The sequence below is a fragment of the Nitrospirae bacterium YQR-1 genome (genome assembly GCA_039908095.1).
Taxonomy (GTDB): domain Bacteria; phylum Nitrospirota; class Thermodesulfovibrionia; order Thermodesulfovibrionales; family Magnetobacteriaceae; genus Magnetomonas.
Genome location: JAMOBJ010000008.1, coordinates 1 through 23,960, shown reverse-complemented (window position 1 = coordinate 23,960; position 23,960 = coordinate 1). Strand labels below are relative to the sequence as shown.

The 23,960-nt window shown below is 44.1% G+C and carries 22 protein-coding genes and 1 other RNA gene; 1 reads left to right on the top strand and 22 read right to left on the bottom strand.

Features of this window, described 5'->3' with window-relative positions; translation table 11 throughout:
- The first annotated feature begins 2 nt into the window (after nucleotides 1-2).
- Nucleotides 3-551 (top strand): hypothetical protein, encoded by a 549-nt coding sequence (locus tag H7844_05990; GenBank protein ID MEO5356833.1) that lies wholly within the window; start codon nucleotides 3-5, stop codon nucleotides 549-551.
- A 168-nt stretch (nucleotides 552-719) separates the two neighbouring features.
- Here H7844_05990 and guaA read toward each other — a convergent pair whose 3' ends face one another.
- The 22 genes from guaA to H7844_05880 all read right to left on the bottom strand — a co-directional run bounded on the left by guaA (nucleotide 720) and on the right by H7844_05880 (nucleotide 23,429).
- Entirely contained in the window at nucleotides 720-2,258 is a 1,539-nt protein-coding gene (gene guaA, locus H7844_05985; protein MEO5356832.1) for a glutamine-hydrolyzing GMP synthase, read from the bottom strand.
- A complete protein-coding gene (gene guaB, locus H7844_05980) occupies nucleotides 2,258-3,724 on the bottom strand; it encodes an IMP dehydrogenase (GenBank protein MEO5356831.1) in 1,467 nt (488 codons plus the stop codon). The genes guaA and guaB overlap by 1 nt, the downstream gene beginning before the upstream one ends.
- A 209-nt stretch (nucleotides 3,725-3,933) precedes the next feature.
- Entirely contained in the window at nucleotides 3,934-4,527 is a 594-nt protein-coding gene (recR, locus tag H7844_05975; protein ID MEO5356830.1) for a recombination mediator RecR, read from the bottom strand.
- Between the two features lie 8 nt (nucleotides 4,528-4,535).
- Nucleotides 4,536-4,877, bottom strand: a complete 342-nt coding sequence (locus H7844_05970) for a YbaB/EbfC family nucleoid-associated protein (GenBank protein MEO5356829.1) — start codon at nucleotides 4,875-4,877, stop codon at nucleotides 4,536-4,538.
- Nucleotides 4,878-4,901: 24 nt separating this feature from the next.
- Nucleotides 4,902-6,572, bottom strand: coding sequence for a DNA polymerase III subunit gamma/tau (gene dnaX, locus H7844_05965; GenBank protein ID MEO5356828.1), 1,671 nt, complete (start codon nucleotides 6,570-6,572; stop codon nucleotides 4,902-4,904).
- Nucleotides 6,573-6,628: 56 nt separating this feature from the next.
- Nucleotides 6,629-6,726, bottom strand: an RNA gene (gene ffs / locus H7844_05960) — signal recognition particle sRNA small type.
- 276 nt (nucleotides 6,727-7,002) lie between these two features.
- Nucleotides 7,003-7,380 carry a nitrous oxide reductase accessory protein NosL gene (locus tag H7844_05955; protein ID MEO5356827.1) on the bottom strand — a complete coding sequence of 126 codons (378 nt, stop codon included), beginning with the start codon at nucleotides 7,378-7,380 and terminating at the stop codon, nucleotides 7,003-7,005.
- A gap of 134 nt (nucleotides 7,381-7,514) precedes the next feature.
- Nucleotides 7,515-8,960, bottom strand: coding sequence for a c-type cytochrome (locus tag H7844_05950; GenBank protein MEO5356826.1), 1,446 nt, complete (start codon nucleotides 8,958-8,960; stop codon nucleotides 7,515-7,517).
- A 21-nt stretch (nucleotides 8,961-8,981) separates the two neighbouring features.
- Complete coding sequence (locus H7844_05945; protein ID MEO5356825.1) at nucleotides 8,982-9,782, bottom strand: cytochrome c; 801 nt, start codon at nucleotides 9,780-9,782, stop codon at nucleotides 8,982-8,984.
- Between the two features lie 5 nt (nucleotides 9,783-9,787).
- On the bottom strand, nucleotides 9,788-10,312 hold the full coding sequence (locus tag H7844_05940) for a cytochrome c (GenBank protein ID MEO5356824.1): 525 nt from the start codon (nucleotides 10,310-10,312) through the stop codon (nucleotides 9,788-9,790).
- Complete coding sequence (locus H7844_05935; protein MEO5356823.1) at nucleotides 10,309-12,060, bottom strand: cytochrome ubiquinol oxidase subunit I; 1,752 nt, start codon at nucleotides 12,058-12,060, stop codon at nucleotides 10,309-10,311. Before H7844_05935 ends, H7844_05940 begins: the two co-directional genes overlap by 4 nt.
- A 103-nt stretch (nucleotides 12,061-12,163) precedes the next feature.
- On the bottom strand, nucleotides 12,164-12,895 hold the full coding sequence (locus H7844_05930; GenBank protein MEO5356822.1) for a carboxypeptidase regulatory-like domain-containing protein: 732 nt from the start codon (nucleotides 12,893-12,895) through the stop codon (nucleotides 12,164-12,166).
- Nucleotides 12,896-12,970: 75 nt separating this feature from the next.
- The gene (locus H7844_05925) at nucleotides 12,971-13,480 is read right to left on the bottom strand and encodes a TlpA family protein disulfide reductase (GenBank protein ID MEO5356821.1); all 510 of its coding nucleotides are present in this window, start codon (nucleotides 13,478-13,480) and stop codon (nucleotides 12,971-12,973) included.
- Entirely contained in the window at nucleotides 13,481-14,494 is a 1,014-nt protein-coding gene (locus tag H7844_05920) for a transglutaminase-like domain-containing protein (protein ID MEO5356820.1), read from the bottom strand.
- 2 nt (nucleotides 14,495-14,496) lie between these two features.
- Entirely contained in the window at nucleotides 14,497-15,165 is a 669-nt protein-coding gene (locus tag H7844_05915; GenBank protein ID MEO5356819.1) for a DUF1573 domain-containing protein, read from the bottom strand.
- A gap of 513 nt (nucleotides 15,166-15,678) precedes the next feature.
- Nucleotides 15,679-16,509 (bottom strand): ABC transporter permease, encoded by an 831-nt coding sequence (locus tag H7844_05910; GenBank protein ID MEO5356818.1) that lies wholly within the window; start codon nucleotides 16,507-16,509, stop codon nucleotides 15,679-15,681.
- Nucleotides 16,496-17,395: an ABC transporter ATP-binding protein gene (locus H7844_05905; GenBank protein MEO5356817.1), complete on the bottom strand. Its 900-nt coding sequence runs from the start codon at nucleotides 17,393-17,395 to the stop codon at nucleotides 16,496-16,498. The genes H7844_05910 and H7844_05905 overlap by 14 nt, the downstream gene beginning before the upstream one ends.
- On the bottom strand, nucleotides 17,392-18,702 hold the full coding sequence (nosD, locus tag H7844_05900) for a nitrous oxide reductase family maturation protein NosD (protein ID MEO5356816.1): 1,311 nt from the start codon (nucleotides 18,700-18,702) through the stop codon (nucleotides 17,392-17,394). The genes H7844_05905 and nosD overlap by 4 nt, the downstream gene beginning before the upstream one ends.
- Before the next feature lie 14 nt (nucleotides 18,703-18,716).
- Nucleotides 18,717-19,613 carry a 4Fe-4S binding protein gene (locus tag H7844_05895; protein MEO5356815.1) on the bottom strand — a complete coding sequence of 299 codons (897 nt, stop codon included), beginning with the start codon at nucleotides 19,611-19,613 and terminating at the stop codon, nucleotides 18,717-18,719.
- On the bottom strand, nucleotides 19,610-20,704 hold the full coding sequence (locus H7844_05890; GenBank protein ID MEO5356814.1) for a hypothetical protein: 1,095 nt from the start codon (nucleotides 20,702-20,704) through the stop codon (nucleotides 19,610-19,612). Before H7844_05890 ends, H7844_05895 begins: the two co-directional genes overlap by 4 nt.
- Nucleotides 20,705-20,785: 81 nt before the next feature.
- Nucleotides 20,786-22,627 carry a TAT-dependent nitrous-oxide reductase gene (gene nosZ / locus H7844_05885; protein MEO5356813.1) on the bottom strand — a complete coding sequence of 614 codons (1,842 nt, stop codon included), beginning with the start codon at nucleotides 22,625-22,627 and terminating at the stop codon, nucleotides 20,786-20,788.
- A 16-nt stretch (nucleotides 22,628-22,643) separates the two neighbouring features.
- Nucleotides 22,644-23,429: a c-type cytochrome gene (locus tag H7844_05880; protein MEO5356812.1), complete on the bottom strand. Its 786-nt coding sequence runs from the start codon at nucleotides 23,427-23,429 to the stop codon at nucleotides 22,644-22,646.
- Nucleotides 23,430-23,960: the final 531 nt, after the last annotated feature.

Sequence of the window (23,960 nt, the reverse complement as noted above, 5' to 3'; positions counted from 1 at the left end):
GTATGAAGATTAAGAAAATGATAATTTTGGCGGTAGTAACCCTTGCACTGACTGTTTCAATGTTTATAGGAATTAGTGGTATGAATCCTGCTCACGTCGGCGCCGCCTCTAACGTGTATTACTATATGCCGTATCTTCACACCAACCCCAGTAATGTTGTTTATTGTTTTTTATCCAATGCCGCCACCGCTGAGGCTACAGTATCTGTAGCTGTAACCAGTTCAAGCACCAAACCTGTAGGCACAGCAAACACATTCACTGCCACCTTAGGAGCCGGCATCACAAAAATGATCTCCTTTAGCAGCCAGAGTGTTACATTTGGTTCAGAAAGTAAGGACATTACCACTGAAACCGGTGGTACAGTTAACTCAGTCACTGCCTATGGCGCTAAACTTTCTTTAGCCTCAACCGGCTCAGACCTTAACTGCAAAAGTATGACAATGTCCTGTTTCCAGGGAACAACAAACCCTAAACGTAACGTACTTGGTTACATCTGCGAGGACGACAGCACATCTGGTCCGGGGGGCAATAAGAACGTTCTGGGATTTTAGATTTAACAATATATATATCACAAAAAAGGAGGGGGTTGCCCCTCCTTTTTTTAATGAATCTCCCCGACAGCCCCTGTGCCGCTATACCCTGCGGGATTATCAAGATGAAATGGTGAAGCCCTTTCCCCTTATAAATATCCCTTCATGAATCCAATAAACTGAAAAATCTTACTCCCACTCAATAGTACCCGGAGGTTTACTCGTTATATCGTAAACGACTCTGTTTACGCCCTTTACCTCGTTTATTATCCGGTTGGATATGTTGGATAAAACATCGTAAGGAAACTTTGCCCAGTCCGCCGTCATCCCATCCACACTGTTTACCGCCCTTATGGCTATTACATGCTCATAAGTTCTCTCATCACCCATAACCCCCACAGTTTTTATCGGCAAAAGGACGGCAAATGATTGCCACGTATCTTTATAAAGCCCGGCACGTTTTACTTCCTCAAGCACTATGGCATCCGCCTCTCTGAGAATATGCAGGCGGTTTGCAGTAATCTCACCAATACACCTTATGGCAAGCCCGGGGCCTGGAAAAGGCTGTCGATAGCATATCTCCTCAGGCAGCCCCAGCTCCAGCCCGATTAGCCTTACCTCATCTTTAAAAAGCTCTCTAAGCGGTTCAACCAGCTTGAGTTTCATCACATCAGGGAGTCCTCCCACGTTGTGATGGGACTTTATTGTAGCAGAGGGCCCTTTAAACGATACGCTCTCTATAACGTCCGGATAGAGCGTCCCCTGTGCAAGAAAATCCACACCTTTTATCTTATTAGCCTCTTCCTCAAACACTTTGATGAACTCATTGCCGATAATTTTTCTCTTCTTTTCCGGCTCGGTTACTCCGGCAAGTTTGGTCAAAAATCTATCAGACGCCTCTACCGTTATCAGATTAATATGGTAATGCTTTTGAAAAGTATCTGCGACCTTCTGTCGTTCACCTTTTCTTAGAAGACCGTTGTCAACAAATATGCAGGTCAGTTGCTCCCCTATGGCTTTGTGAATTAGAAGCGCAACCACGGATGAGTCAACACCGCCGCTTAAAGCGCAAATTACCTTGTTACCGCCGACTGTGCTTTTGATTTCCCCTGTGGCCCACTCTATAAATGAGGACATCTCCCATGTGGCGGCACAGTTGCATATGTTATGTAAAAAATTATTTATTATCGTGCCGCCCTCCTCAGTGTGTACAACCTCAGGGTGAAACTGAAGGGCGTAGAATTTACGGCACCTGTCAGCAATTGCAGCATATAAAGAATTTTGAGTCTGTCCCATCGTTGTAAAACCGTTGGGCGGCTTTACGACAATATCACCGTGGCTCATCCACACTGTGGAGGTTTTGCTCAGGCCAAACAGTAAGTCCGTGTCGTCGGTAACTGTTAACTCAGTCTTGCCGTATTCTTTTTTGTCGGATTTCTCAACGGCGCCGCCCAGCAGATGTGCCATTAACTGCATACCGTAACATATGCCTAAAACCGGCACACCAAGTGAAAAGATTTCCTTGCCAATCAGATGTGCGTCTTTGTCAAACACACTTGCAGGCCCCCCGGAAAGTATTATCCCTTTGGGATTAAAATTTTTTACTTTATAAAATGGAGCATTAAAAGGAAATATCTCCGAATAAACGTGTCTTTCTCGTATGCGCCGCGCAATGAGCTGTGTGTATTGTGAACCGAAATCCAAAATCAGGATTTTATCTTCAAACATTATTCGGTTCTATAATTGGGTGATTCTTTGGTTATTATAACGTCATGGACATGGCTTTCCCTGAGGCCGGCATTTGTAATCTGAACAAAGTGTGCATTGTCTCTCAACTCCTCAAGTGTGCGGCAACCGCAGTACCCCATGCCTGAACGAAGGCCTCCGACCAGTTGATAAACAGTTTCCGACAGCGGCCCTCTGTAAGGCACTCTTCCTTCCACGCCCTCGGGAACAAGCTTTCCTGCGTCGTCTATGTCGCCCTGAAAATATCTGTCCCTGGCGCTCTGAGCATCAGCCATGGCCGAGAGTGACCCCATCCCCCTGTAAACCTTATAACTTCTGCCCTGAAACAAGATAGTCTCACCCGGTGACTCCTCAGTACCTGCAAATAGATTCCCTATCATAACCGTGCTTGCCCCCGATGCCAGTGCTTTGGTTACATCACCTGAGTACTTAATCCCACCGTCTGCTATAACCGGTATCCCATGCTTATGCGCTACCTCACAGGTCTCAATAATAGCTGTTATCTGGGGCACACCGACCCCTGCAACTATCCGTGTTGTGCAGATAGAGCCCGGGCCGACTCCTACCTTAATGCCATCCACCCCTGCCTCTATAAGCTCCTGTGCCGCCTCTTTTGTTGCAACATTGCCGGCCAGTACCGGTATCTTAAAATTCTTTTTTAACTCTTTCAAAGTGTTTATTACAGCGTCCGAGTGCCCATGTGCAGTGTCTATCACAACCACATCTATACCGTTGTCACACAGCAGTTCAGCCCTTGCAACAGCGTCTTTGCCTATTCCCACCGCCGCTCCCACCCGTAGTCTGCCGTACTTATCTTTACAGGCATTGGGATACTTCTTTTTCTTTTCGATATCTTTTATGGTTATTAACCCCATAAGGTTAAAGTTTTTATCAACAATGGGAAGCTTCTCTATCTTATGCTGGTGCAGGAGTTCCTTTGCCTCATCTAAATTAGTTCCTTCTTTGGCGGTAACAAGATTAATGCCGGTCATAACCTGACTGACTTTCTTTGATGTATCAGTTTCAAACCGCAAATCCCTGTTAGTGAGAATTCCTATCAATTTGTTGTTTTCCGTAACCGGAACACCGGATATACGGTACTTTTCCATAAGAATCAGTGCGTCTTTAACCAGTGAGCCGGGAGATATTGTTACGGGGTCAACAATCATACCGCTTTCCGATTTTTTTACCTTATTAACCTCTAATGCTTGATTTTCAGGGGTCATTGCTTTATGTATTATTCCAATGCCGCCCTCGCGTGCTATTGCTATAGCAAGGCGTGACTCCGTAACGGTATCCATTGCTGCACTCACTATCGGTATGTTCATTTTAATGTCTTTTGTAAGCCAGGTCTCAACGTTTACCTCAGACGGCAATGCGCTGGACTTGCGCGGCACTAAGAGTACATCATCAAAAGTTAAACCTAAACGTATATCATCAACTCGCATAATCGGCACTTCCCTGCTTTATAAAATTTTAAGTTATTTATTCTAACATTTACCAGTGTTTTTATCAATTCAAAATTTATTCCAGAATCCGTTTGCGTTGGGGTTTGTTTCTTTTATCAACAGATTAATATTGCTACCTACAGGTTTCCGTGGGTTAGAGGAAAAGTTAACTATCATACCACAGGTAATAATCTAAATACCACGGAAGATCAGAGATTAGTCCTTCCCTGAAAGGATTTTCCCATAGTTACCTCATCAGCAAACTCTATGTCGCCGCCCATGGGAAGTCCGTACGCAATTCTCGTTATGGATATATTAAAGGGTCTGAGCAGATTGGCTATGTACTGGGCTGTCATCTCACCCTTTGTGTTTGGGTTTGTGGCAAGAATAACCTCAGAAATCGTACCGGTTCGTACCCTCTCTGTGAGAGCGTTTAATTTAAGTTTCTCAGGGGTTATACCGTCAATTGGCGAGAGGTTGCCGTGCAATACATGATAGAGGCCCTTAAAAAACCCTGTTTTTTCTATAACCGCAATACTGCCGGGCTCCTCAACTACACATATTTTATCACTATCCCTTGACGTATCAGCACACAGCGCACACGTCAACCCCTCTGCGATATTAAAACAAACACTACAAAGGCGTGCCCTTTCCTTAACAGCTAAAATTGCTCCTGCTATTGATTTTGCCTCGTCATCGGGCATAGATAGAATAAAAAAAGCCAGCCGTTGCGCAGTCTTTCTGCCTATTGAGGGCAGTCTGGTTAGCTCATTAACAAGTGTTTCGATTATTCCCTGTGACATACCGTGTGTTACTTGCCAAACAAACCGGAAATATCCGGCATCCCCGGTAACTGAAGTCCTCCCGTTACCTTTGAAAGGTCATCCTGCACGAGATCGTGTGCCCTCTTTAATGCCTCATTACAAGCCGCTACGACTAAGTCCTGAAGCATTTCCACATCATCGGGGTTTACCACCTCTTTGTCAATCGCTATAGATACTATCGCTCCTGCACCACTTGCCACTGCTGTTACCATGCCCCCGCCGGCACTTGCCTCAGCCGTTTTCTGGCTTGCCTCCTCCTGCATTTTCATCATCTTTTCTTGAAGCTTCTGCGCTTCTCTCATTATATTGCCAAGCATTTTTTTGGACATCATTCCTCCGTGTGTTTATTTATTCTATTTTCCAGCCTTTTCCCTCGGCTCCACTTTTACAAAGGTAGCGTCAAAAAGATCCATCGCCTCTTTTACTCTGGGGTCTGAAAGTGCAGCCTGCTTTAAGTCCGGTTTCGGTTTATCCACTTTTTTGCCTTCCTTAAATATTAACTTATATTTATTGCCGGACAATTTCTCTAAAATCCCCTCTATATAAGTGACATGTTTTAAAATTGGCTGCTTATGTATATCCAGGCCGGCCCCGTAGGACAACGTAACCTTGTCTTCAGTCACCTCCGCCGCCGCTTCTTTTAGTCTTGACCACAGAGGAGAGTTTTCATCACTTATAACATCAAGCAATTTTTCCCACAAACTTACCACAGTCTCAGGCTTTGCCGGTATATCCCCTGCCGGCTCCACGCTTAGCGCCGATGCAGTTTCTGTTTTATTTTCCACACTTTCAACTATATCTTCCATCTGTGGTACTTTACTTTCAGTCTTCTCAATTTCAACTGTTTTTTTATCTTCGTGATTTAGTTTTTCCCTTTTCAGTGTATCTGGTTGTGTTTGCCCTGCAGGGGGTGCGTTGTCTGCACCTTTTGCACTCATAGATTTAAACTCTTCAATCAATCCGGCAATGGGCTTGAGATCGGACAAAAAACTCGCCTTTATTAAAAACATCTCAAGCACTATGCGCGTTGAAAATGCTGTTTTTAATAATCCATCCGCCTTAACAAGCTCACTAAGAAGCACAACCACCAGCTCCTCAGAACACAGCTTACGGTGTGGGTTATCCTGAGGATTTACATAAAGTGAGACCAGCACATCCCTTGTGTAATCAATAAGATTTCTGAGAAATATCTTTAAATCGTAGCCATTTTCATAGAGATAATCAACCCACTGAAGGATTGCCTTTCTATCTCCTGTAAACAGACTTTCAAAAACATCTTTTACAACATTAATGTTAACGAGCCCAAGGAGAGTGTTCACGCTGGATTGTGTAATTTCCGGGGAGATGGAAACAATCTGGTCAAGCAGCGTCAGTGCATCTCTCATGCTGCCGTCAGCGGCCTTTGCCAATAAATTTGCCGCCTCTGCTGTAATGCTGAAGCCTTCTGTTGTAGTAATATGTGTAATTCTCTCTATGATTTTCTCAGACGGTATTCGTTTGAACTGTAAATGCTGACAACGGGACAGCACAGTGGGTATGACCTTTTGCGGAGATGTGGTTGCCATAATAAAGACGGCATGAGGGGGAGGTTCCTCAAGAGTTTTAAGAAGTGCATTAAAAGCCTGTACCGAAAGCATATGCACCTCATCAATTATGTAAACCTTGTATTTGCCGGATGAGGGAGTGTATTTTACTTTTTCCCTGATATCCCGGGCGTCATCAACACCGGTGTTGGAAGCACCGTCTATTTCGATAACATCGAGAAATGAGCCCCCTGCAACAGAGAGGCACTGTGGGCATTTAAGGCACGGCTCAGGGGTAGGGCCACGTTCACAGTTGAGGGCTTTAGCAAAAATCCTCGCTGTTGTGGTTTTCCCCACACCTCTTGGACCGGAAAAGAGGTAAGCATGAGCAACCCTTTTTTCGGCCAGTGCATTTCTGAGTATCTTAGCTACAGTTTCCTGACCTGTTAAGTCATCAAACGATTGGGGTCTCCATTTCCTTGCTAAAACTATATAAGCCAAAAAAACACGCTCCGTCAACAGAGATTATGAGGTGAACAATCTTTCCTCAATGCAACCGGGCAAAGACTTACTGTGGCACACGCAGCAAGCGCTTACCGCTGCTCCCTTCCGGACCTGACGGGGTTCACACAGCTCCGTTGCACAGGGCCATTGCCCGACTGCATTTAAGAAAGTTATCAACCCTTGTAGTTGCCGCTGTAAAATCCTAACGGATGACGTTTAACATTTTTCAAAAATACTGTGCTTTTTTTTACTGCATCCGTGATGCTACAGAGTCGCTGTCATATTTGCTTTTGATAATAGCATATTTATTTAAACAAAGTCACTTTTTTTATTTTCTCAAATGAAAACTCTTACAGGGTTGCAGTCAAAAGAGGAACGAGGTGGCAAGCTCCAAAATGCTGTACCAACCGGCCTGAGGGCACTTGTACTATTTCTTATGATGCCCTGACATAAAAGGGCGTAACATATCCATATTGACGTCATTAAAACCAACTAATTTACCGCGGTATTTCTTTATGTAATCATTTGCCTGTGATTCTACAGAAAATGGCACCAGCACGTCTCCCATAGCGCCCCTTACCTCTCCCCCATATACCAGTAAAGCGCTCCTTGCATCAATCCAGTGCCCTGTGGGCTTATTCCAGTCCTCTTTGCCCATGTCATTAACATAGATTGCAGCTATATTTTTGGGGCTGTCCGGCTGTAGATAAAATGTAAATAAATCCAACGTGCCGCAAAAGAAATCATTGCGGTTATTTGTATAAATCATTTGTGCCTTGGGGCCGGGGAAATCCAGAAGTATCATGCCGCACACACTGCACACACTGCTTCTGTCCAATGAAAGGGGAGGATACTTTGTATCCTCCCCTTTAGAGCAACCAACTATAACTAAAAATAACAAGGCTAAAGCCCAATGACTGATACCCCTTAAGCCTGCCATTATTTTTTAGACTTTAAACTCCTGCTAAGCGAAACACCGCCAACAAGAACAAAAAGCGCAACAAGCGGCGGAAGCACATATACCTTTAAAGGAGTTGAAGGTTCAAGCATAAGGTAATACCATGCTGAAACTGCACCCTTAATACCGCTCTCCCCATTTTGGCCGTCAAAGGCCGCTATAGAAAACGGTACAAACTTGCCGGGGATAACCTCAAAGTCATCTTTACCACCTGTTTTCAACGCTCTCTTATAGACCACCCTATAGAGGCCGTCGTTGTAACTTGTAATAACTGTAACATCCTTTTTTGGTAAATCCTCAACATTTTCATTTCCCTTAGCAATCTGCTCAACAACGTCGCCAGCTGCGGAAGCTTTCCAGTTCCATAAAAACACCGGATGTTTTTTGTCTCCCATAAAGAAATAGGGTTTTTCCACAGCCTCTGTAACCTTTACCGGAAACTGTATCCAAATAGAATCAGCAGGTTTACCATCTGAGCCATTGTTGGGTTTTTTATCGCTCCACTCCACCATAAAGGCAAGCTCCTTGTCAGTATAGAGCCCTCTTACGCGAACATTTGTGATAAGAGGAGTAAAATCACGTGGCTCAAACATAAGCTGCCCACCCATCGGCAAGTCCATAAACTCAACACTGTCCCATGCCGGGTCATCTGCTTTTGCCGGTATCGAGGCGGCTTTTTTGACCTTTAACGCCACGCCCAGCTTTCTCTGTTGTTGTAAAGACTTTATAAACACGGCCAATGCCCACCTGTCCTCATCCTTAAGAGAATCCATATAGGAGGTCATAGGCGTGCCGCTTAGTCCTACCGATATTGTTCTGTAAATGTCCTCCACCGCTGAACCGTTTCTTAATTCCCACGGATGGGTGTAGTCGGCAGGCATTATCGAATCGCCCCAATCGTTTTTGAAATTATCCTGCCAGCCCTTCTCTCCATTGCCGCGCCCTGCCGTGCCGTGGCACTCAACACACTTTGCTTTGTTAAACAGCTCTTTGCCCTTTGCTATCAAATCAGCGCTGGCCTTAGGAGGTGTCCCTATAGTTATAGGCTTACCGGCATCCTTAAAAGCATCAGGGGCAAATGTCTTAACGTGAGCAACAATGGCTTTTACCTCATCGTCTGTAAATCTGTCCCATGGCGGCATAGAAGTACCAGGGTTGCCGTCTCTTACAACTTTTGTGATATCTGCATCAGTCGGAGGATCCCCGGATGGAGTTGATCTGAATTTATAAGTACCCATTGTAAAATCTCTGGGCTTTGGCACTGAAAATTTATCAGTGTAAGATTTTGCATCCCCATCATAACCGTGGCACTGCGCGCACCATCCATTATAAAGTTTCTTGCCCTGACTGTCATCAGCCCCTGCAGGTGAATACCACGCCGAGCATAAAACCACAGTCAGTAGTATCGTTAAAAGAATTCTCTTCATTTTTCAACTCCTCTGTGTTAGTTAACTTCTCGGCTTATTGCCCGTGGCTTCATAAATGAATATTATAACCTGCCAGATTTCATCTTCCGTAAGGAAATCCTCAAAAGAAGGCATCGAGGAATTCCACGGGCCGCTGCCGGAAGGTAATCCTCTCCAGCCCTTAGCTACACGCCAAAACACAAAGGACTCAGGCAACTGCGCTATAGTGTCAGTCCCTCTGAAAGGAAGCGGTACCGGGTTATAGCCCTGCGAAAGGTGTCCTCTGCCGTCAAGATCGTCACCGTGGCAATAAAAACAGTTCTGATAATAGATTTTCTTGCCTGCCTCAAAATTCTTTTCAAAATTGGCCGTATCCTTTCTCAGCGGATTTTCAAGCCCGATAATGGTAATGGGTTTTCCCCTGAACTCTATCGAGGAGACCGGCTCCGGGTGCACTATCCTTGCAGATACGGGAGGCTCATAGTTGGGTTTCACCTTTTCATAAGTGATATACCCGGCAAATACAGGGATAGCGATAAACACAATCAGTATTCTCAGAATTAATTTATTGTCATCGGCCAAAACAGCCCTCATCGGCTCAAGAAAAGCCTCAAAGGTCTTTTCTTGAATCGAGAAATAAATAAACAGTGAAAACACCGACATTGCCATGTACATTGTTATAACCTGTCCCGGAAAAGGCGGCATAAAAAGCCCTGCGCTTTTCAAGAGGCCATAGATAAGTGTAAGCAAACCAAGGAAATTAAAAAATGGAGATTTCTTAAAAACAGAAACCACCGTTATTAAAAGCCCAATGGCAGCAATTATAGGATAAATTTTCAGCATTCCTATTATTTACCTCCTTTTTTGGCTTCTTTGTCAATTTCTGCTTGCAGCACAGGGACCGATTCAGGATAGGACAGGTCAACCTTGGCTCCCTTGCTCTGTAAATATGCAGACACTGCAATCAACTCGCCCTCAGTCAGCGAGGTAGGAGGCTTATGGATTGACGGCATCATGTTTTCAAATCCCTTCTGAATATATTCAGCCGGGTTAACCAATGCCTCAAACACATAAGAGTCAAATTTCATATTTCTTTCTTTGGCGCTCTTGTCCATTTCAGCACCTATTGTGGATATTGCAGGGGCACGCATTCCAACCTCTGTTTTTACCGGATGGCAGACCATGCACTGTCCTTTACCAAAAACTATCTGTTCTCCCACTGCTATCAGGTCTTCCTGGGAGATACCCTTCTCTATCTTTGACTCCTTAGGAGGACGTGACTCAGACTGGGGTAAAAAATATAAACCTATATAGGCAAAAAACACATTGAGGCCTACCACTGCTATCAATAACTTCAGCACACCGCCTTTCATGTTTGAGCCCTCCCTTTCTCCGCCATCTTTTCAAGTTTCATAATGCTCCAAAACAGCAGCCCTATCAAGCCATAAAACAACACTGTAACCACTGAGCAGATAACAGCAGCGTAGCCGTGTGTCGGCAAAAAAGCGTCAGGACTTGTGTCTTTAAGAATTCCGTAAACATGCCAGAACTGGCGGCCTCCGCTTCTCATATACCCCATCATTGCCATAAGCCATGTAAAAGTAACGGTTATCCCTATAAGCGCATACTGCGATCGTTCAGGCATCTTGCCCCACTTAGGCTCACCGATGATTTTAGCCCCTTTATACATCATCGAATCAATCACGAAGAGAAGTATTATGGCAATGAAAAATACTCCGAACTGGATTGGAGACAGAACCTTAACTCTTACCGCCGATGTCACCATGTAGCTGTAAATACCTATGGCTATTGTAACGACAGTTGAAATAATTATCACAAGTGCTCTCATAATATGTCCTGTTTTAGCCCAACTTACCACAGGCTCTTTGTTGCTTATCTTAAAAATTGAAAAACTCAAAAACGTGGCCAGATAAGATACAACAACAGCCGTGTTTTTAGCAGCCATAACGCCAAGACTGCCAAGGACAGGGTGGTATGCACCCATGCGTCTTGCCTCTTCCAGGCTCAGCGCTATGCTGTGAGGCGTAAGCCACACGGCGTAACCAAGCAGGTTTACTATAAACAGATACTTTACGTATTTAAAATACCTGTCACCACCCGGCATTTTATTTAGTGAAATCCACAGGTAGTAGTTCACAAACATTAGTATTGCGCCTATGAGTATTGCCTGCATAACCCACAACCATGCAAAAAAACCACCCATAAGCTGAATTCCCATCTGTTCGTTAAAAGTGTAAATTTCAACGCCCAATAAATAACCGATTCCCGGCAGAATTAATGAAAAACCTATAGAAATCATGGCGGATGTGTAACCCATCCAGTCGTAATATGCCTTTTGTTCATCATTTTCAGCAGTTATAAATCTGTAAGCTGCATAAGCCGCCGCTATACCTGCGCCAAAAACCACATTGGCAAAAAGCCTGTGAAGCGACAGTGGAATCCACATATACGTCTTAATCGCCTGCCACCTGTTTACGAGCTCTCCGGTCTCGCTTACTCCCGCAGGGGTTGTCATATACCCAACCCACGAGCTTGTTATAAGCAGCATGACTAGTCCCATAATGTTAAGAACACCACCTATTGCAACGTGTGCTCCCTTTTTGCCGCCTTTCATCTGCTTCCATGAATAATAGTAATAGTAGCAAACAAGGGTTTCAACATACATAGCAACAACATAGACCCACCATGTTTGGCCAAGTATCTTCATCAAATGCCCTATAAAGTTCGGGTACAACACGGGCAAACTTATCATCAGTACCGTACCTGCCGCCGCCGTCAGCGTGTAGGCCAGCGTAAAGAGCTTAGTAAAATCATAGGCGATTCTATCCAGCCTTTCATCGTTACGCCTCCAGCTTAAGAACTCCATTGAAACAGCAAAAATCGGAACACCCAATACAAACGCCGCAAAATTAATGTGGAGCTGTGCTATTATCCATACCCAAACTCGGCTTCCGATTACAGGGAAAAATCTGTAACCATCTTCCGTGGGCGCCGACAAAACCTTGTTTAAGATAAAAAGTACAGCAAAACCTATGCCCAAAAACAATGTTAGCTTTATAACACCTTTTATCAGGCTTTTAGATGGGCTAACGTCTGCCATAATCATCTCCCTATGTATTTATTAGTCTGCACTCAATCATTATTCAAAAAAAAAACAACAGGGCTCACCCTTTTCGGGTGAACCCTTTATATTTAACTTTTAGTTATTTTTTTGCGAATGAATGATCAAGTGTTGAGGCCGCCCCTGCCTTTACCTCTACATCCTTTACAGCCTCGCCGAATCCCTCATGCCAGAACTTCACTTTATACTTGCCGGCAGGAATGTCCTTTATCTCGAAACCTCCCTTGTCGTCAGTGATTGCTATGTACGGGTGCGGTGAAGAATAGACAAATGCACGCATCCAGGCATGGGCGTCACAGGAGACATTCTGAAGACCCGCTACTTTTACCGGCTTCTCTATTGTCTGGTCTTTGTTAGGCAGAGCTAAATTATAAACGGTTCTTTTCTTGCCCTCACCAAGAATTAATCCAAGTGATGTGTTGTGGAATATGGCGTCACTATTTTTCAATATATACTTCTGTCCCATATATGCAACACTTACCAATGGCTCAAAGGCACATTTTTTGTTATCAACAACGGTGTCGGTCTTAGGTACGGCCTTTCCTTTGGTTATATCCTCTATTACTACGATAGCGTTTTTAACCTCGCCGCCGCCGCCTACTAAATACATCCCGGCAGGGTGTGATTTGCCGCAGTACTCTGTGTCCTTGTTGATATCCAGTACAGGGTCCTTAGGAGCACCTGAGGTTTTCACTGTACCTTTAATGCTGCCACCATCCTTTACATCCACCACCTCATACTTATCAGCCGCAAACGCAACAGCGCTTACACAAAGAAAAACCATCATACAAAACACAGCTACTAATTTTTTCATTTACTTTACCTCCACATTTACCGTTAAAATTTTCTCACCTATCTTGAAAATCAAGATTTTGACATTAAAAATACTTTATCTGTTCATAATCTCCTCTATATATTCCTGAAGCACATTTTCATGTATGTAATGTCCAACAACTTTACTTACCAGCCCTTTAGAATTTATAAAAACAATCACCGGCACATAGTTAATTTTATACGCAGTGAGCACATCAGCCCTGTTGCCGGCAAACATGGGAAAGGTAAAACCCAAATCCCTCTTGTAGGCCTTAACAAGGGTGGCATCCCGCGCCATTATGTTTATTCCCATAATACTAAGTTTATCCTTACCGTACTTACTCTGAGCGCGCTTCAAAAAAGCCACAATCTGTGTACAATAATGGCAGTTGTTGTGAGTAAAGTACATTATTGCCGGCTTGTCCATCAGTTTCTTTATATCAAACTCCTTACCGTTTTCATCAATCATTATAAACGTGGGTGGAGGTTCTCCCTCCTTTACACCCTCTGACGCATAAGCAACAGCAACACATATTACCATAAAAACAATTATTGATGAAAGAATTTTTTTTATTCCGATAACCATTTATATTTCCATACCAACCAGCTCATAGTTAATAACATTTCTGTAATGGTGGCCGTAGATCAAAGGAATGCCGTTTGACTCCACATATGTGTAGGCAAAAGTATTGAGTATCTCTTTTTGAGGCGGTGTCAGGGTAATTTCACGCCCCACAGATATTTTTATTCTGTTGGGAGGAAGATTTCCAAAACAATAGTCCCTGAGTTCCGGCCTTGTCTTTCCCAGTGTCAGGTCAACCGGGTACCATTTATTATCTGCCGCAAAAAAACTAACCCAACTGTGGGCGTTTATACAGTCGGCCTCCACTTTTCCTTCATTTTTCGTCTCTGACGGCAACGGCAGCGCTATTCCCTGCTCCCACACAGTGGGTATCCCCCTGTGAATCATCATAGTTCTGAAAAGTGCATTATAGTCATCACTACGACCTGCTTTGTCTTCAAAAGCCATCACACTAACGCCGCGGGTACAAGCCTCGTGCACATAATTAATCCTGTCAATTACGGCATCATAAAAAATACGTGCTGCTTTAACAGGGTCATTTTGTCCACCGGCAAGATGGCCGGTAAAAGCCGCTACCTTGTCATTGATTTTTTCCCACTCCGATGGTTTAAGGAAGTCTTTCGGGGTCCTGCCGCTATCGGCGGCGGCGCTGCAGGCCCGCCTTTTCAGATTGTACTTCATAGTAAGCGAAAGCCCCTTTTTGACGCCTGTTGACTCCAGATAAAGCAGCTTAAATGCACTTGTTTCATCCCCGTAATACTTATGTTTCAGTGCAGAGCTAAACTCAAAGCCCGTAACACTTTGCCACATGTCATTTTGCGGTACTGGCATCCATATACAAACTTTTTCTTTTTTTACAGACATTAAAAACTCAGTCCTGCACGTTACCCGTAAGGAAACGCTCTTTACAGCTCTGTCATCAATGGTTTTTCCAAAGGCCGGCAGTCTGCTTAACAACACAATCCCCGCCGCCCCCAGAGCACCCATCACAAACTCTCTTCTGTTTATCTCTGCCACAATTATCTATTCCCACCGGTCATTGTACCATTGTCTGTGATAATTCCTTCAATGACTAAAGTAACCATCCCTGTGTCTGAGTCATTGCTCCACACCTCAACCGTCTTTTTGGCGGCACCCGGCAGGCCGTCAAACAGTATGGTAACTTTCACTTCCGATGCCTCACCAGGTTTTATTTCCACCGAACCGGCGGAAGCTTTAGTACAGCGCTTTCATGCAGGCACCACGTTTTTAATAACTAAAGCATCCGTTCCCATATTTTCAAATTTAAACGCATGGGTTATGCTGTCACCTCTTTGCACAGTACCAAAGTTGTAAACGGTTTCCTTAAACTTTATTTTAGAACCTGCCTGTGATGCTTTATCCTGAGAATCAGTCTGAGCTTTGGCTTTATCGCTTAAGTCAACATCAAGTGTCTTAGTTTCCCCCTCTGATACCACCACGGTTTTTTCCACCTCACCAAGCCCCTCATGCCAAAATCTCAAAGTGTATTTTCCCGGCATCAGTCCGGTTATCTCATACTCTCCTTTTTCGTTGGAAAGCGCTGTGTATGGATGATCAAAGACAAACACGATGCCCCTTAACCACGGATGGGAATTAGACTTAACGCGTACATAGCCTGTATCTTTTGTAAACTTATGAAAATCCAATATCGGTTTTTTAAGTTCCATGCCTTGTGTGGGGAATGCAAGGTTTAAAATAGTGGAACCGTCCTCAAGCGGCCGTCTTGAGGCCTCTTTTTGGTAAGCAAGGCCCTGTTTCAACTGAACCGTGTGTAAAATGGGATCATTATTTTTAATAATGTACTCGTTACCGGCATAGCCTACCGAAACATGCGGTAATACCTTACATTTATCTATTGTAATTTCCACGTTTTTCTTAGGTACCGTTTTCCCCTTTTTTACATCTGTGACAAAGACAACAACATTCTTTACTTTTGAATCTGAAATTAAATATTTTTCAGCATTAATCGTCTTACCGCAGACCGGCTCATCCGCCGTCACTGTTATAACCTCATCGGGTGGTGTACCGCCGCTGTTTTTTATAACTCCCTTTATGGTTGCACCGTTTTTAACGTCAACGCTGTCATACCCATAGGCCACAGTGCCCACCGCCAATGCTAAACCGGTAAACATCAAAATCCATGTCTTGATACGCATAAAAAAACCCCTCCTTTTATATGCTTAAGTTAGATACTTCTTTTTGAAAACAAAATAGCTAATCCACAACGGTATAATAATCCAGAGGAAATTAACCACCCATAAAATATACCTGTTCATAAACCCCGGAAGGTCAACAGAGGCAAGCCCCAGGATTATCGAGTACTGCCCTATTGTGAGAAAATTAAGTATTCTATAGACATCCACCGGATTAAGCACAAGCAGGAGAGAAAATATTTTAGGGCTAAGCACCCCCTTTGTAACAATCAACACTCCCACAAGGGCCAAATCGTAAAGGATAGTAAACAAAAGCCACAAAAAAACAGTGAATGCTATGGATTTGCTTCTCTCTGCGATAACCACCGATACAAGAAACGAAATACTTAAAAACATAATTCCCAAAAACATGGAATTAAGCACAAACATCAAAAACCCTGGAAGCGCCCCGGAACCGGCTTTAAAAATAAGCATAAGGCCGGGCAGACAAAACCCTACAACTATAGGGATAGCCAAAGAGACGGCAAGACCCAGAAATTTTCCAGCCAAAAATTCAAAAACCGAAATTGGCGAGGCCAGATACAAATCAAGCGTTTGCCTGTCCCGTTCATCTGCGATAATGCCCCCGCCCAGAGTCAGTGACAGAATCGGAATAAAATACACGGCAAGGCTTGTGAGGCTTGCAATGGTAGCGCTCATATTCATAAATGAAACAACCCCCGATGATACCGAACCAAAATAGGCAATTATCAAAGTGAAAAGAGCAAACAACAAGGTTATAACAATAACCCATTTGCTTTTTAACTTATCTGAAAGCTCCTTAACGGCCATGGCTTTCAAAGCATCAGTGAATACCAAAGAATACCTCCTCAAGGCTGGGCTCACGCACTGAGAAATCTGCAAATGAGTCCTTATGCTCTAAAACATAACTGAGAATCCCCATTTTTTTATCCCTGGGCAAATCGGCAGTCAATGTAGCGTCTCTGACAACAACATTTTCCAGCCCCTCGGCTCTCAACTGCTCTACAAAGCTCTGATTGCCGCCACTTAGTATGATAACCAACCTAAGAGGCAGATTAAAACCCCTGTAGAGCTCTTCAAGTGTTCCGGTTGCTTTAATGTTTCCCTCTTTCATTATCCCCACTCTTTGAACCTTTTCCTCAATCTCAGCCAATATATGGGAGGAGAGCACTATAGTCACATCCCTTGTTCTTTTTAATTCATCAAGTATTCCGTATAGTTGCCGCACCCCTACGGGGTCAAGCCCCGATGTGGGTTCATCCAGCACCAGCAGGGCAGGGTTATTAAGAAGTGCCTGAGCAAGATTAATCCGCTGTCTCATCCCCTTAGAGTATCCCCCCACCTTTCTGTTGAGCGCCTCCTCAGAGAGCACCTTTGCAAGCACATCTTTGATATTGTTTACACTTCCACCCTTTATACGGGCAAAGTGCTCAAGCGTTTCAATTCCTGTCAGGTTGTCATAGAACGACACCCGTTCAGGCATATACCCGATCTGTTTTCTAAGTTCCGTCCAGCCTTTTTCATCCGGTGATACGCCGTCAAATAACACGCCGCCCATAGTCGGCTTTATGATACCAAGCAGCAGTTTCATCAGTGTTGACTTACCGGAGCCGTTTGGTCCCACAAGGCCAAATGTCTCACCCTGCACTATCTCAAGCGTAATGCTATCCAGAGCCGTGACCTCTCCATAACGCTTTGTTACTTCATTAAAGCTAATTTTCAATACATGCCTCCTGAAATGGAGAGTTTCTCTATGTCAACGGGGTAATGGGCAGGTTGATAGTTTTCATACTTTGTCCTTAGTGTTTTCCAGTCTTTATGAAAAGGCACCATCGAGGGAGCAATGTCTGTCACCTTAGGGACTTTCAATACAGGAAATTGTTTTTCTATAATTTTTAAAACATGCAGGGCAGGGCTGCTGTATAGTAGTTTTGCCATGGGATACCGCCAAAAAATATGGTCAACCACTGTGTTTGACTCATAAGGCATGTCACCTGAGCCTTTCCCTGACATGTCCCAGCCAAGGTAATCGCTCCAGTAGTTACCGTCCCAGCGCTGATCTGTTGCAGCTACATACTTAACCTGCACCTCGTTGTCAATTATCGAATTGCCGGTTATCCTGTTTTCCTCTGAGCCGCCCCAACTGTGTATGCCAAGATTATTGTTCATTACAAGGTTTGATTTTACCTCATTTTCTATGGAATTGTACAGAAAAATCCCTTTTGTGTTACCGATAGAAACATTTTCATTTATCTCGCTTCGTATAGTTTGATTTATTAAAAAGCCGTGAGTCTTGTTTCCAACGGCAATATTTCCGCTTATCCTTGAATGCTTGGTGTACATAATGGCCATACCCACGAGGTTGTCAATGACAGTGTTGTCGTTAAAGGTACCCGAATCAACCCACATAGTATGGATGCCATAACGTGACTTTGTTATCTCATTGCCGGTTATTGTAGCATAGTGGGAGACTTCCATGTAGATTCCGTCCCGACAGTTTGTAATCTTATTTCCGCTTACTTCAAGATTCAATGTGCCCACCGCGGTTATACATGTTCCCCTGTTTATTTCATCCTTATCATTTATTCCCTCTATCGTATTGTCAACAATTGCAGCATCCAAACTTGACACAACCTTTATCCCAAACATAACATTTTTAAAAACATTGTTCTGTATCCTTATCGCCAGTGAATCATTATGGATAAGGACGGCCACATCATCCCCTACGTGTTTTCCCTCATAAATAATCTTAAAACCCTCAAAGGTTACGCCTGAGCTGGTTATATCTATAATATTTCCGCCTTTTGAAGTTATAACCGGGTTATTTATTCCCTTTATATGTATTTTCTTTTTTAATTTAAGTGTCTCGGCATATGTGCCGCCGTTGACCTCTATTGTATCCCCGGGCTTTGCCTTACTTAACGCATCGTTAATCGTCTTAAAGCCTCCCTCTCCTACTTTCAAAACAGCAGCCTCCGTCGTAACGGAAAATGCTAATGCCGCCAAAATAAAAACTGTAACCGCTGACAAAAAACTTCTCAGTTTCACTTCTTTTTACCTATAAGTTCAGTGCACTTGTGTTGGTCCCAGTAGAGCACCTGGCAGTCAAAGCAGTGCATACACTCGGAGTAATTAATGGCGCCTGAGCTGCTTATTGCGGCACTATAGCATAACTTCGCACATACCCTGCAACTGCCGCACAAAGTTCTTCTTTTAAGTTTGCTTACCGTCAAAAATTTTAAAAATGCAGGAATTGATATAGCAGCCCCCAATGGGCAAAGGTATCGGCAAAAAGCACGATAAATAATAACTGATGCAATAGTAAGCACAATGAAGTACGCAACAAAATACCACGGCCTGTTGAGTTTAAGCACAAAGGTTTTAAACGGCTCCACCTCTGTCAGAAACTCCGAGAGCATAAAGTTAAACCATGCAACCCCAAGTATAGCGGCAAGAATTATGTACTTTAGCTTCAACAGCACTTTGTGCACAGAGCCGGGGACTTTGAGATTAAGCCGCGGTATCCGGCGGGTAATGGAGTTTAGCAACTCAAGCATGGCGCCATATGGACACAGCCATCCGCAGTAAGCCCCCCTGCCCCAGATAATGGAGCTGATGCCTATAAACACAAAAGACAGAAAAATAAACGGCTCCATAAGAAACAGTTCCAACGGAAATGTGCCGTCTTTGGCTGCACTAATAGCAATGGCAATATTTGTAGTTGTGGGTTGGGCTTTTAAATACAATCCTGCATAAAAAAACGAGGCCGCTAAAATGAGATAGCGTACTATATTAAAAACAGCGGGCCTTTTTGTCAGATAGTCTCTCAGAATAAAAACCACTGATACTGCTGCAATTGCGGCCACAAAAAACGTTATCTCAACGGTCTTTTGTGCCCAGATAAATTTCCACAGAGACGCCTCCATCGGACTGTCCGTCACTCCATAAACCTTTCCGGCAACTCGTAGTCAACAGCTGTTGAGTAAAACTTCTTTGCCACTCCTTCTCTGAAAGTCAGTATGAGTTTCAATTTAAAAGCCGCTGTGGGGTCAAAGTCCTTTGCTCTTATAATAAACACTCCGCCCTCTTTAATTTCAGGCGCCCCCTTAGCTGATATTTCAGTCAGAATTCTGTAGTCCTTATCGTTAAACACATAGGTTCTGTCCTGCTGCTCTAAGCTGAATCTCTCAAAAACGCCGCCGCGGGCAAACCCCGAGCCTTTAAACGAGCCCTGTCCCCGGGCTGCTATAAAAATAGGAGTTTCCCCCTCCTTTAGCACAGACATCAGTTCATTAAAAGCACGCTCACCCAAAATGTTTTTACCTATGGAAGGTACCGACACTACTGCAAAATATAAATCCAAATATGCCTCCTTACCCTCTAACCCAAGGTCTTTTGGATTTATGACAAGGTTTTTCACGCCCCCTGAGGCCACAATATCGCTAAAACCCATAGCCTCATAGTTTTTCCCGATTTTTTTACCCTTTTTATCGCTGTATTTAATCAAGCCGGCTGCCGAGGCAACCTTCTTTGCCGTTTCCAATATTATGGCGTTTTCAACTACCGCCGTAACGGTAGCTCCGGTCAGAGCATCCATTTTAACATCGTTACCAAGGTATAACCCCTTAAGTGCACTCTTGCCCACGTACTGGGTTATGAAATTGATAAAGTTTTCTTCCTTGAGTCCTATCAGTACAATAGGTTCAGAGTGGAATAGTACTTTAACTCCTGTAAGATTACCAGCTGTGTCCATTCCAATAAGGGTTTCAATGTGCTTGCCGGAATATCCGACATGTTTTAAGCTCCAGTCCTTTGAGTTAATAACATAACCCACAAGTTTACCACCCAGATACCCCTCCAGGAAGCGGTCCTTTTGTACAAACTTATCAGCCTTTAACACATCCTCCGGTTTAGAACTGTACCTGTGTTCGAAATAAGACCAACTTCCAGCTCCTGCAAACGCTGCTGTGTATAAAAAAGATATTAACAGCACTGTCATTGTTGTTGTTTTGCTAAACCACCTGACTTTCAATTTAAACCCCTTTTTTTCATTAATTGATGGCTCTCAGGCGACACTGTGTCCGCCGCCTGAGAGTGATTAATGCAAATTGTTTTAAGTTACGATAAACCTCATTCTCATCTCCAGATGGAGGGCATGGCAGAAATTCGTGCAATATGCCCAGTAAACACCCGGTTTATCAGCCTTAAATGTTACCGACTTAGTTTGGAAGGGAGCTACAACAAAATTGATATTGTAGTTGGACAGTGCAAAGCCGTGTCCAAGGTCGGAAATCTCATCATTGTTGGTGACAATAACTGTAACTTCCTCACCTTTTTTGATTTTAACCTCCTGCAAACCATAAACAGGAGCGTTAGCCGTGAGCTTTACAGTGACCTTGTTTCCTTTTCTCTCCACACCGCTCTTTGTAACTGCAAGAGGGTGCTCAAACATATTGTATCTGTCCTTTACGACTTTCTCCACTAAGTCTCTTCTTACTATGATACAGTCATGAGGCTCAATGTAGGTGGCTGAGTCATGAACAATTTTAAGTTTCTCTCCGGATATGTCAATAAGCTGTTCACACTCGTTTTTAGCAGGGCCTACATTTAGAAACCTGTCTTTGGCAAACTTATTAAGAGAAACGAGCCATTTACCGTCAGCCTCTTTTGTCTCCGCCATTGAGGCCATTATGTGCCCCACCTGGTAGTGGATATCTAAAACGTCAACGATGTGGGCGTTTTTCTTCTTTTCCTCCGCCCCTGCTTTCTCAGCATCTATAGCCTTCTGGATGTTCCACTTCACGTTGGTGCTGTCTATGAACACGGAGGTGTAGGCATTCCCTCTGCCGTCAAAAGTGGTGTGTAAGGGGCCAAGACCGATGTGTGGCTGTGCAACAATGCAGTCTTTAGGCTTAATTTTTCCGTTAAAGGCGTCATCCAGCTTAGCTATTTCGACAATGGAACAAACCGTTGCAACCTTCCCTGAGCATACGGCATACTTGCCGTCCGGGGTGACATTTACTCCGTGAGGGTTTTTAGGAATTGGAATGCGTAGCACGATGTCGGATTTTCCCTCTCTGCCGTCAATCACCTTAACACCGCCAACAGTGGTAAACTTGCCGTCCTTTAGGGCCTTGCGGATTCTTTCCCAGTTAAAGACAAAAAGTGCGTCGTTGTCGTTAACAAGCATTTCAGATACCGTGACGCCTTTTTCCGTGTTATATGACGTAGTCATGGAGTACTTTCCGGCATAGTCGGTTGCCGCCAAATCCATATTCTCGTCTATCATAACCTGACACACAATTTCCATTTTCTCGGCGTCAATTATTGTGTGCACTCCGTAGTACTTGCTCTGCGGATCGGCGGGATTATTTGGAACCGGCACCTGGAACTCACCGTTGCAGACCAGCCACTCGGTCTTAGGCGCTCTTTGTGTAAACAGACCGTGCATTCCCTGAACATTGGGAACATCCAGTATCTTATCCACTTCCATGTAGTCCATCCTGATACGTGCTACACGGTTGTTGAGTTTGTCATTGACAAACAGATACTTACCATCATATATACCGTCTTTATATGAACCGTGAACGTGGTGGGTATCGCCGCAGAACTTTCCGCGCAGCAGCGCCTTGCTTTCGTTGGTTACGCCGTAACCCGAACCCACATCCATGTTAAATACAGGTATTCTCTTGAGTTCTCTCATTGAGGGCAGTCCGAGAATTCTGACCTCACCGGAGTGTCCGCCGCTCCAGAAACCATAATAAGAGTCCAGCTCGCCGGGCTTTACCTCATAGCTCTGAGTGCCGCCCTTGGTCTCTGCGTGCGCCTCTGTGGCGCCAAGAATCTTGTTTTGGGTGCTACCTTTCGTTACGTTTTCAAGGGCGACAATACCGGCGCCTACAGAGGCCCCTGCCACTCCCAAATACTTAAGAAAGCTCCTTCTATCAAAAGACATATCTACCTCCTCCTATCTAAAGCCTTCCCATTAATTTTAAAGTATAAGAAACCAGATGCCATCTGTCGTCCTCTTTTAAAGAATCCTGATAAGAGGGCATACCTGTCCCGTCAAGCCCTGTGGTATAAGCGGCATATACATTCTCAGGAGCAAAACCCATCTTTGTTGCACCCGATGTAAAATCAAAGGGTATAACTTTATCGCCCCAGTCATCCTTCAGGCTGTCCGCCTTTGTGCCGTTACCTTTACCCTCTTTACCATGGCACTCCCAGCATTTCATATTCTCCCATAGTTTCTCACCCTTTGCAACTGAGTCAGGGGTGCCTACAAAAGAGGGCTTCTTAATGGGTATGCTGTTACACGCCTTTTCTTCCTTCCAACGCTTGGAAAATGTCTTTATATACCCTGTTACGGCCTTCAATTCCTCTTTCGAGAGATCTGCCGATGAGGGCATATATGCTCTGGGAATTCCTCCGCTTATCACCCTGACAAGGTCCTCCTCAGTGGGTAAACAACCTGTCGGGGTAGTTCTGAACTTAAACACTCCTGAGGTAAAATCCCTTGGAAACACAGCCCAGACCATACCCTTTTTCTCATTACGGTGCACGACATCAACCAATCCTTTACCGTCTCCCTTAGCACCGTGGCAGATTACGCAACGGCTTTCAAATACCTTTTTGCCAAGGTCGGCGGCACCGGCGGCGGAGGCGTCATTTACTACCAATGTGGATATTATCCCTAAACATAGAAAAACCGACAAAAAAACAAGCAATCTGCTCAACCCTACGGCATTTCTTACCATTTCTTACCCTCCCAATTCCTGGTTCCTGATTTTCTCTGTCTCTTTAAGAGTTGGTGTGCAGATACTTATGGTACAAATTAATATACTGCACAAACATAACCAAATGGAGACTTTTGTTACACGTTATACATTAAAACTCCGGACTTTTCCGATACGTCATCCTCCTTTTCTTTTAAATTAAAAAAAGGGCGCCATAAGAACCCGCACCGCAGACTTCTTTGCCCTGATTAAGTCTCATACACCACCAAAATATGGGTAACATGTAAACATTTATAAAAACACCCCAACAATAACATAAGTCACCAGCACTCCGGTTACCTGAGTCACACATGTGCGGTCCTTGCAACAGGAGCCGTACAATGTTGGACGTGGCTGCTTAAACAGGGTTAACCATCAAAACGCAGCCTTCGCTGTTATAACACAATAACATTTGTTTATGCAACAACGGGGCAATGTAAGCGTCAAGTAAACCCCATCTTCAAAAAAATAAGTAGAGGTGTCATACTTGTGTGAAAAAAGAGGGGGCACAGT

What these genes read in the sequence shown, in the direction of transcription:
- H7844_05990 (MEO5356833.1), top strand. Translation starts at nt 3, where the DNA reads ATGAAGATTAAGAAAATGATAATTTTGGCGGTAGTAACCCTTGCACTG.
- guaA (MEO5356832.1), bottom strand. Translation starts at nt 2,258, where the DNA reads ATGTTTGAAGATAAAATCCTGATTTTGGATTTCGGTTCACAATACACA.
- guaB (MEO5356831.1), bottom strand. Translation starts at nt 3,724, where the DNA reads ATGCGAGTTGATGATATACGTTTAGGTTTAACTTTTGATGATGTACTC.
- recR (MEO5356830.1), bottom strand. Translation starts at nt 4,527, where the DNA reads ATGTCACAGGGAATAATCGAAACACTTGTTAATGAGCTAACCAGACTG.
- H7844_05970 (MEO5356829.1), bottom strand. Translation starts at nt 4,877, where the DNA reads ATGTCCAAAAAAATGCTTGGCAATATAATGAGAGAAGCGCAGAAGCTT.
- H7844_05955 (MEO5356827.1), bottom strand. Translation starts at nt 7,380, where the DNA reads ATGATACTTCTGGATTTCCCCGGCCCCAAGGCACAAATGATTTATACA.
- H7844_05950 (MEO5356826.1), bottom strand. Translation starts at nt 8,960, where the DNA reads ATGAAGAGAATTCTTTTAACGATACTACTGACTGTGGTTTTATGCTCG.
- H7844_05945 (MEO5356825.1), bottom strand. Translation starts at nt 9,782, where the DNA reads ATGCTGAAAATTTATCCTATAATTGCTGCCATTGGGCTTTTAATAACG.
- H7844_05940 (MEO5356824.1), bottom strand. Translation starts at nt 10,312, where the DNA reads ATGAAAGGCGGTGTGCTGAAGTTATTGATAGCAGTGGTAGGCCTCAAT.
- H7844_05935 (MEO5356823.1), bottom strand. Translation starts at nt 12,060, where the DNA reads ATGGCAGACGTTAGCCCATCTAAAAGCCTGATAAAAGGTGTTATAAAG.
- H7844_05930 (MEO5356822.1), bottom strand. Translation starts at nt 12,895, where the DNA reads ATGAAAAAATTAGTAGCTGTGTTTTGTATGATGGTTTTTCTTTGTGTA.
- H7844_05925 (MEO5356821.1), bottom strand. Translation starts at nt 13,480, where the DNA reads ATGGTTATCGGAATAAAAAAAATTCTTTCATCAATAATTGTTTTTATG.
- nosZ (MEO5356813.1), bottom strand. Translation starts at nt 22,627, where the DNA reads ATGTCTTTTGATAGAAGGAGCTTTCTTAAGTATTTGGGAGTGGCAGGG.
- H7844_05880 (MEO5356812.1), bottom strand. Translation starts at nt 23,429, where the DNA reads ATGGTAAGAAATGCCGTAGGGTTGAGCAGATTGCTTGTTTTTTTGTCG.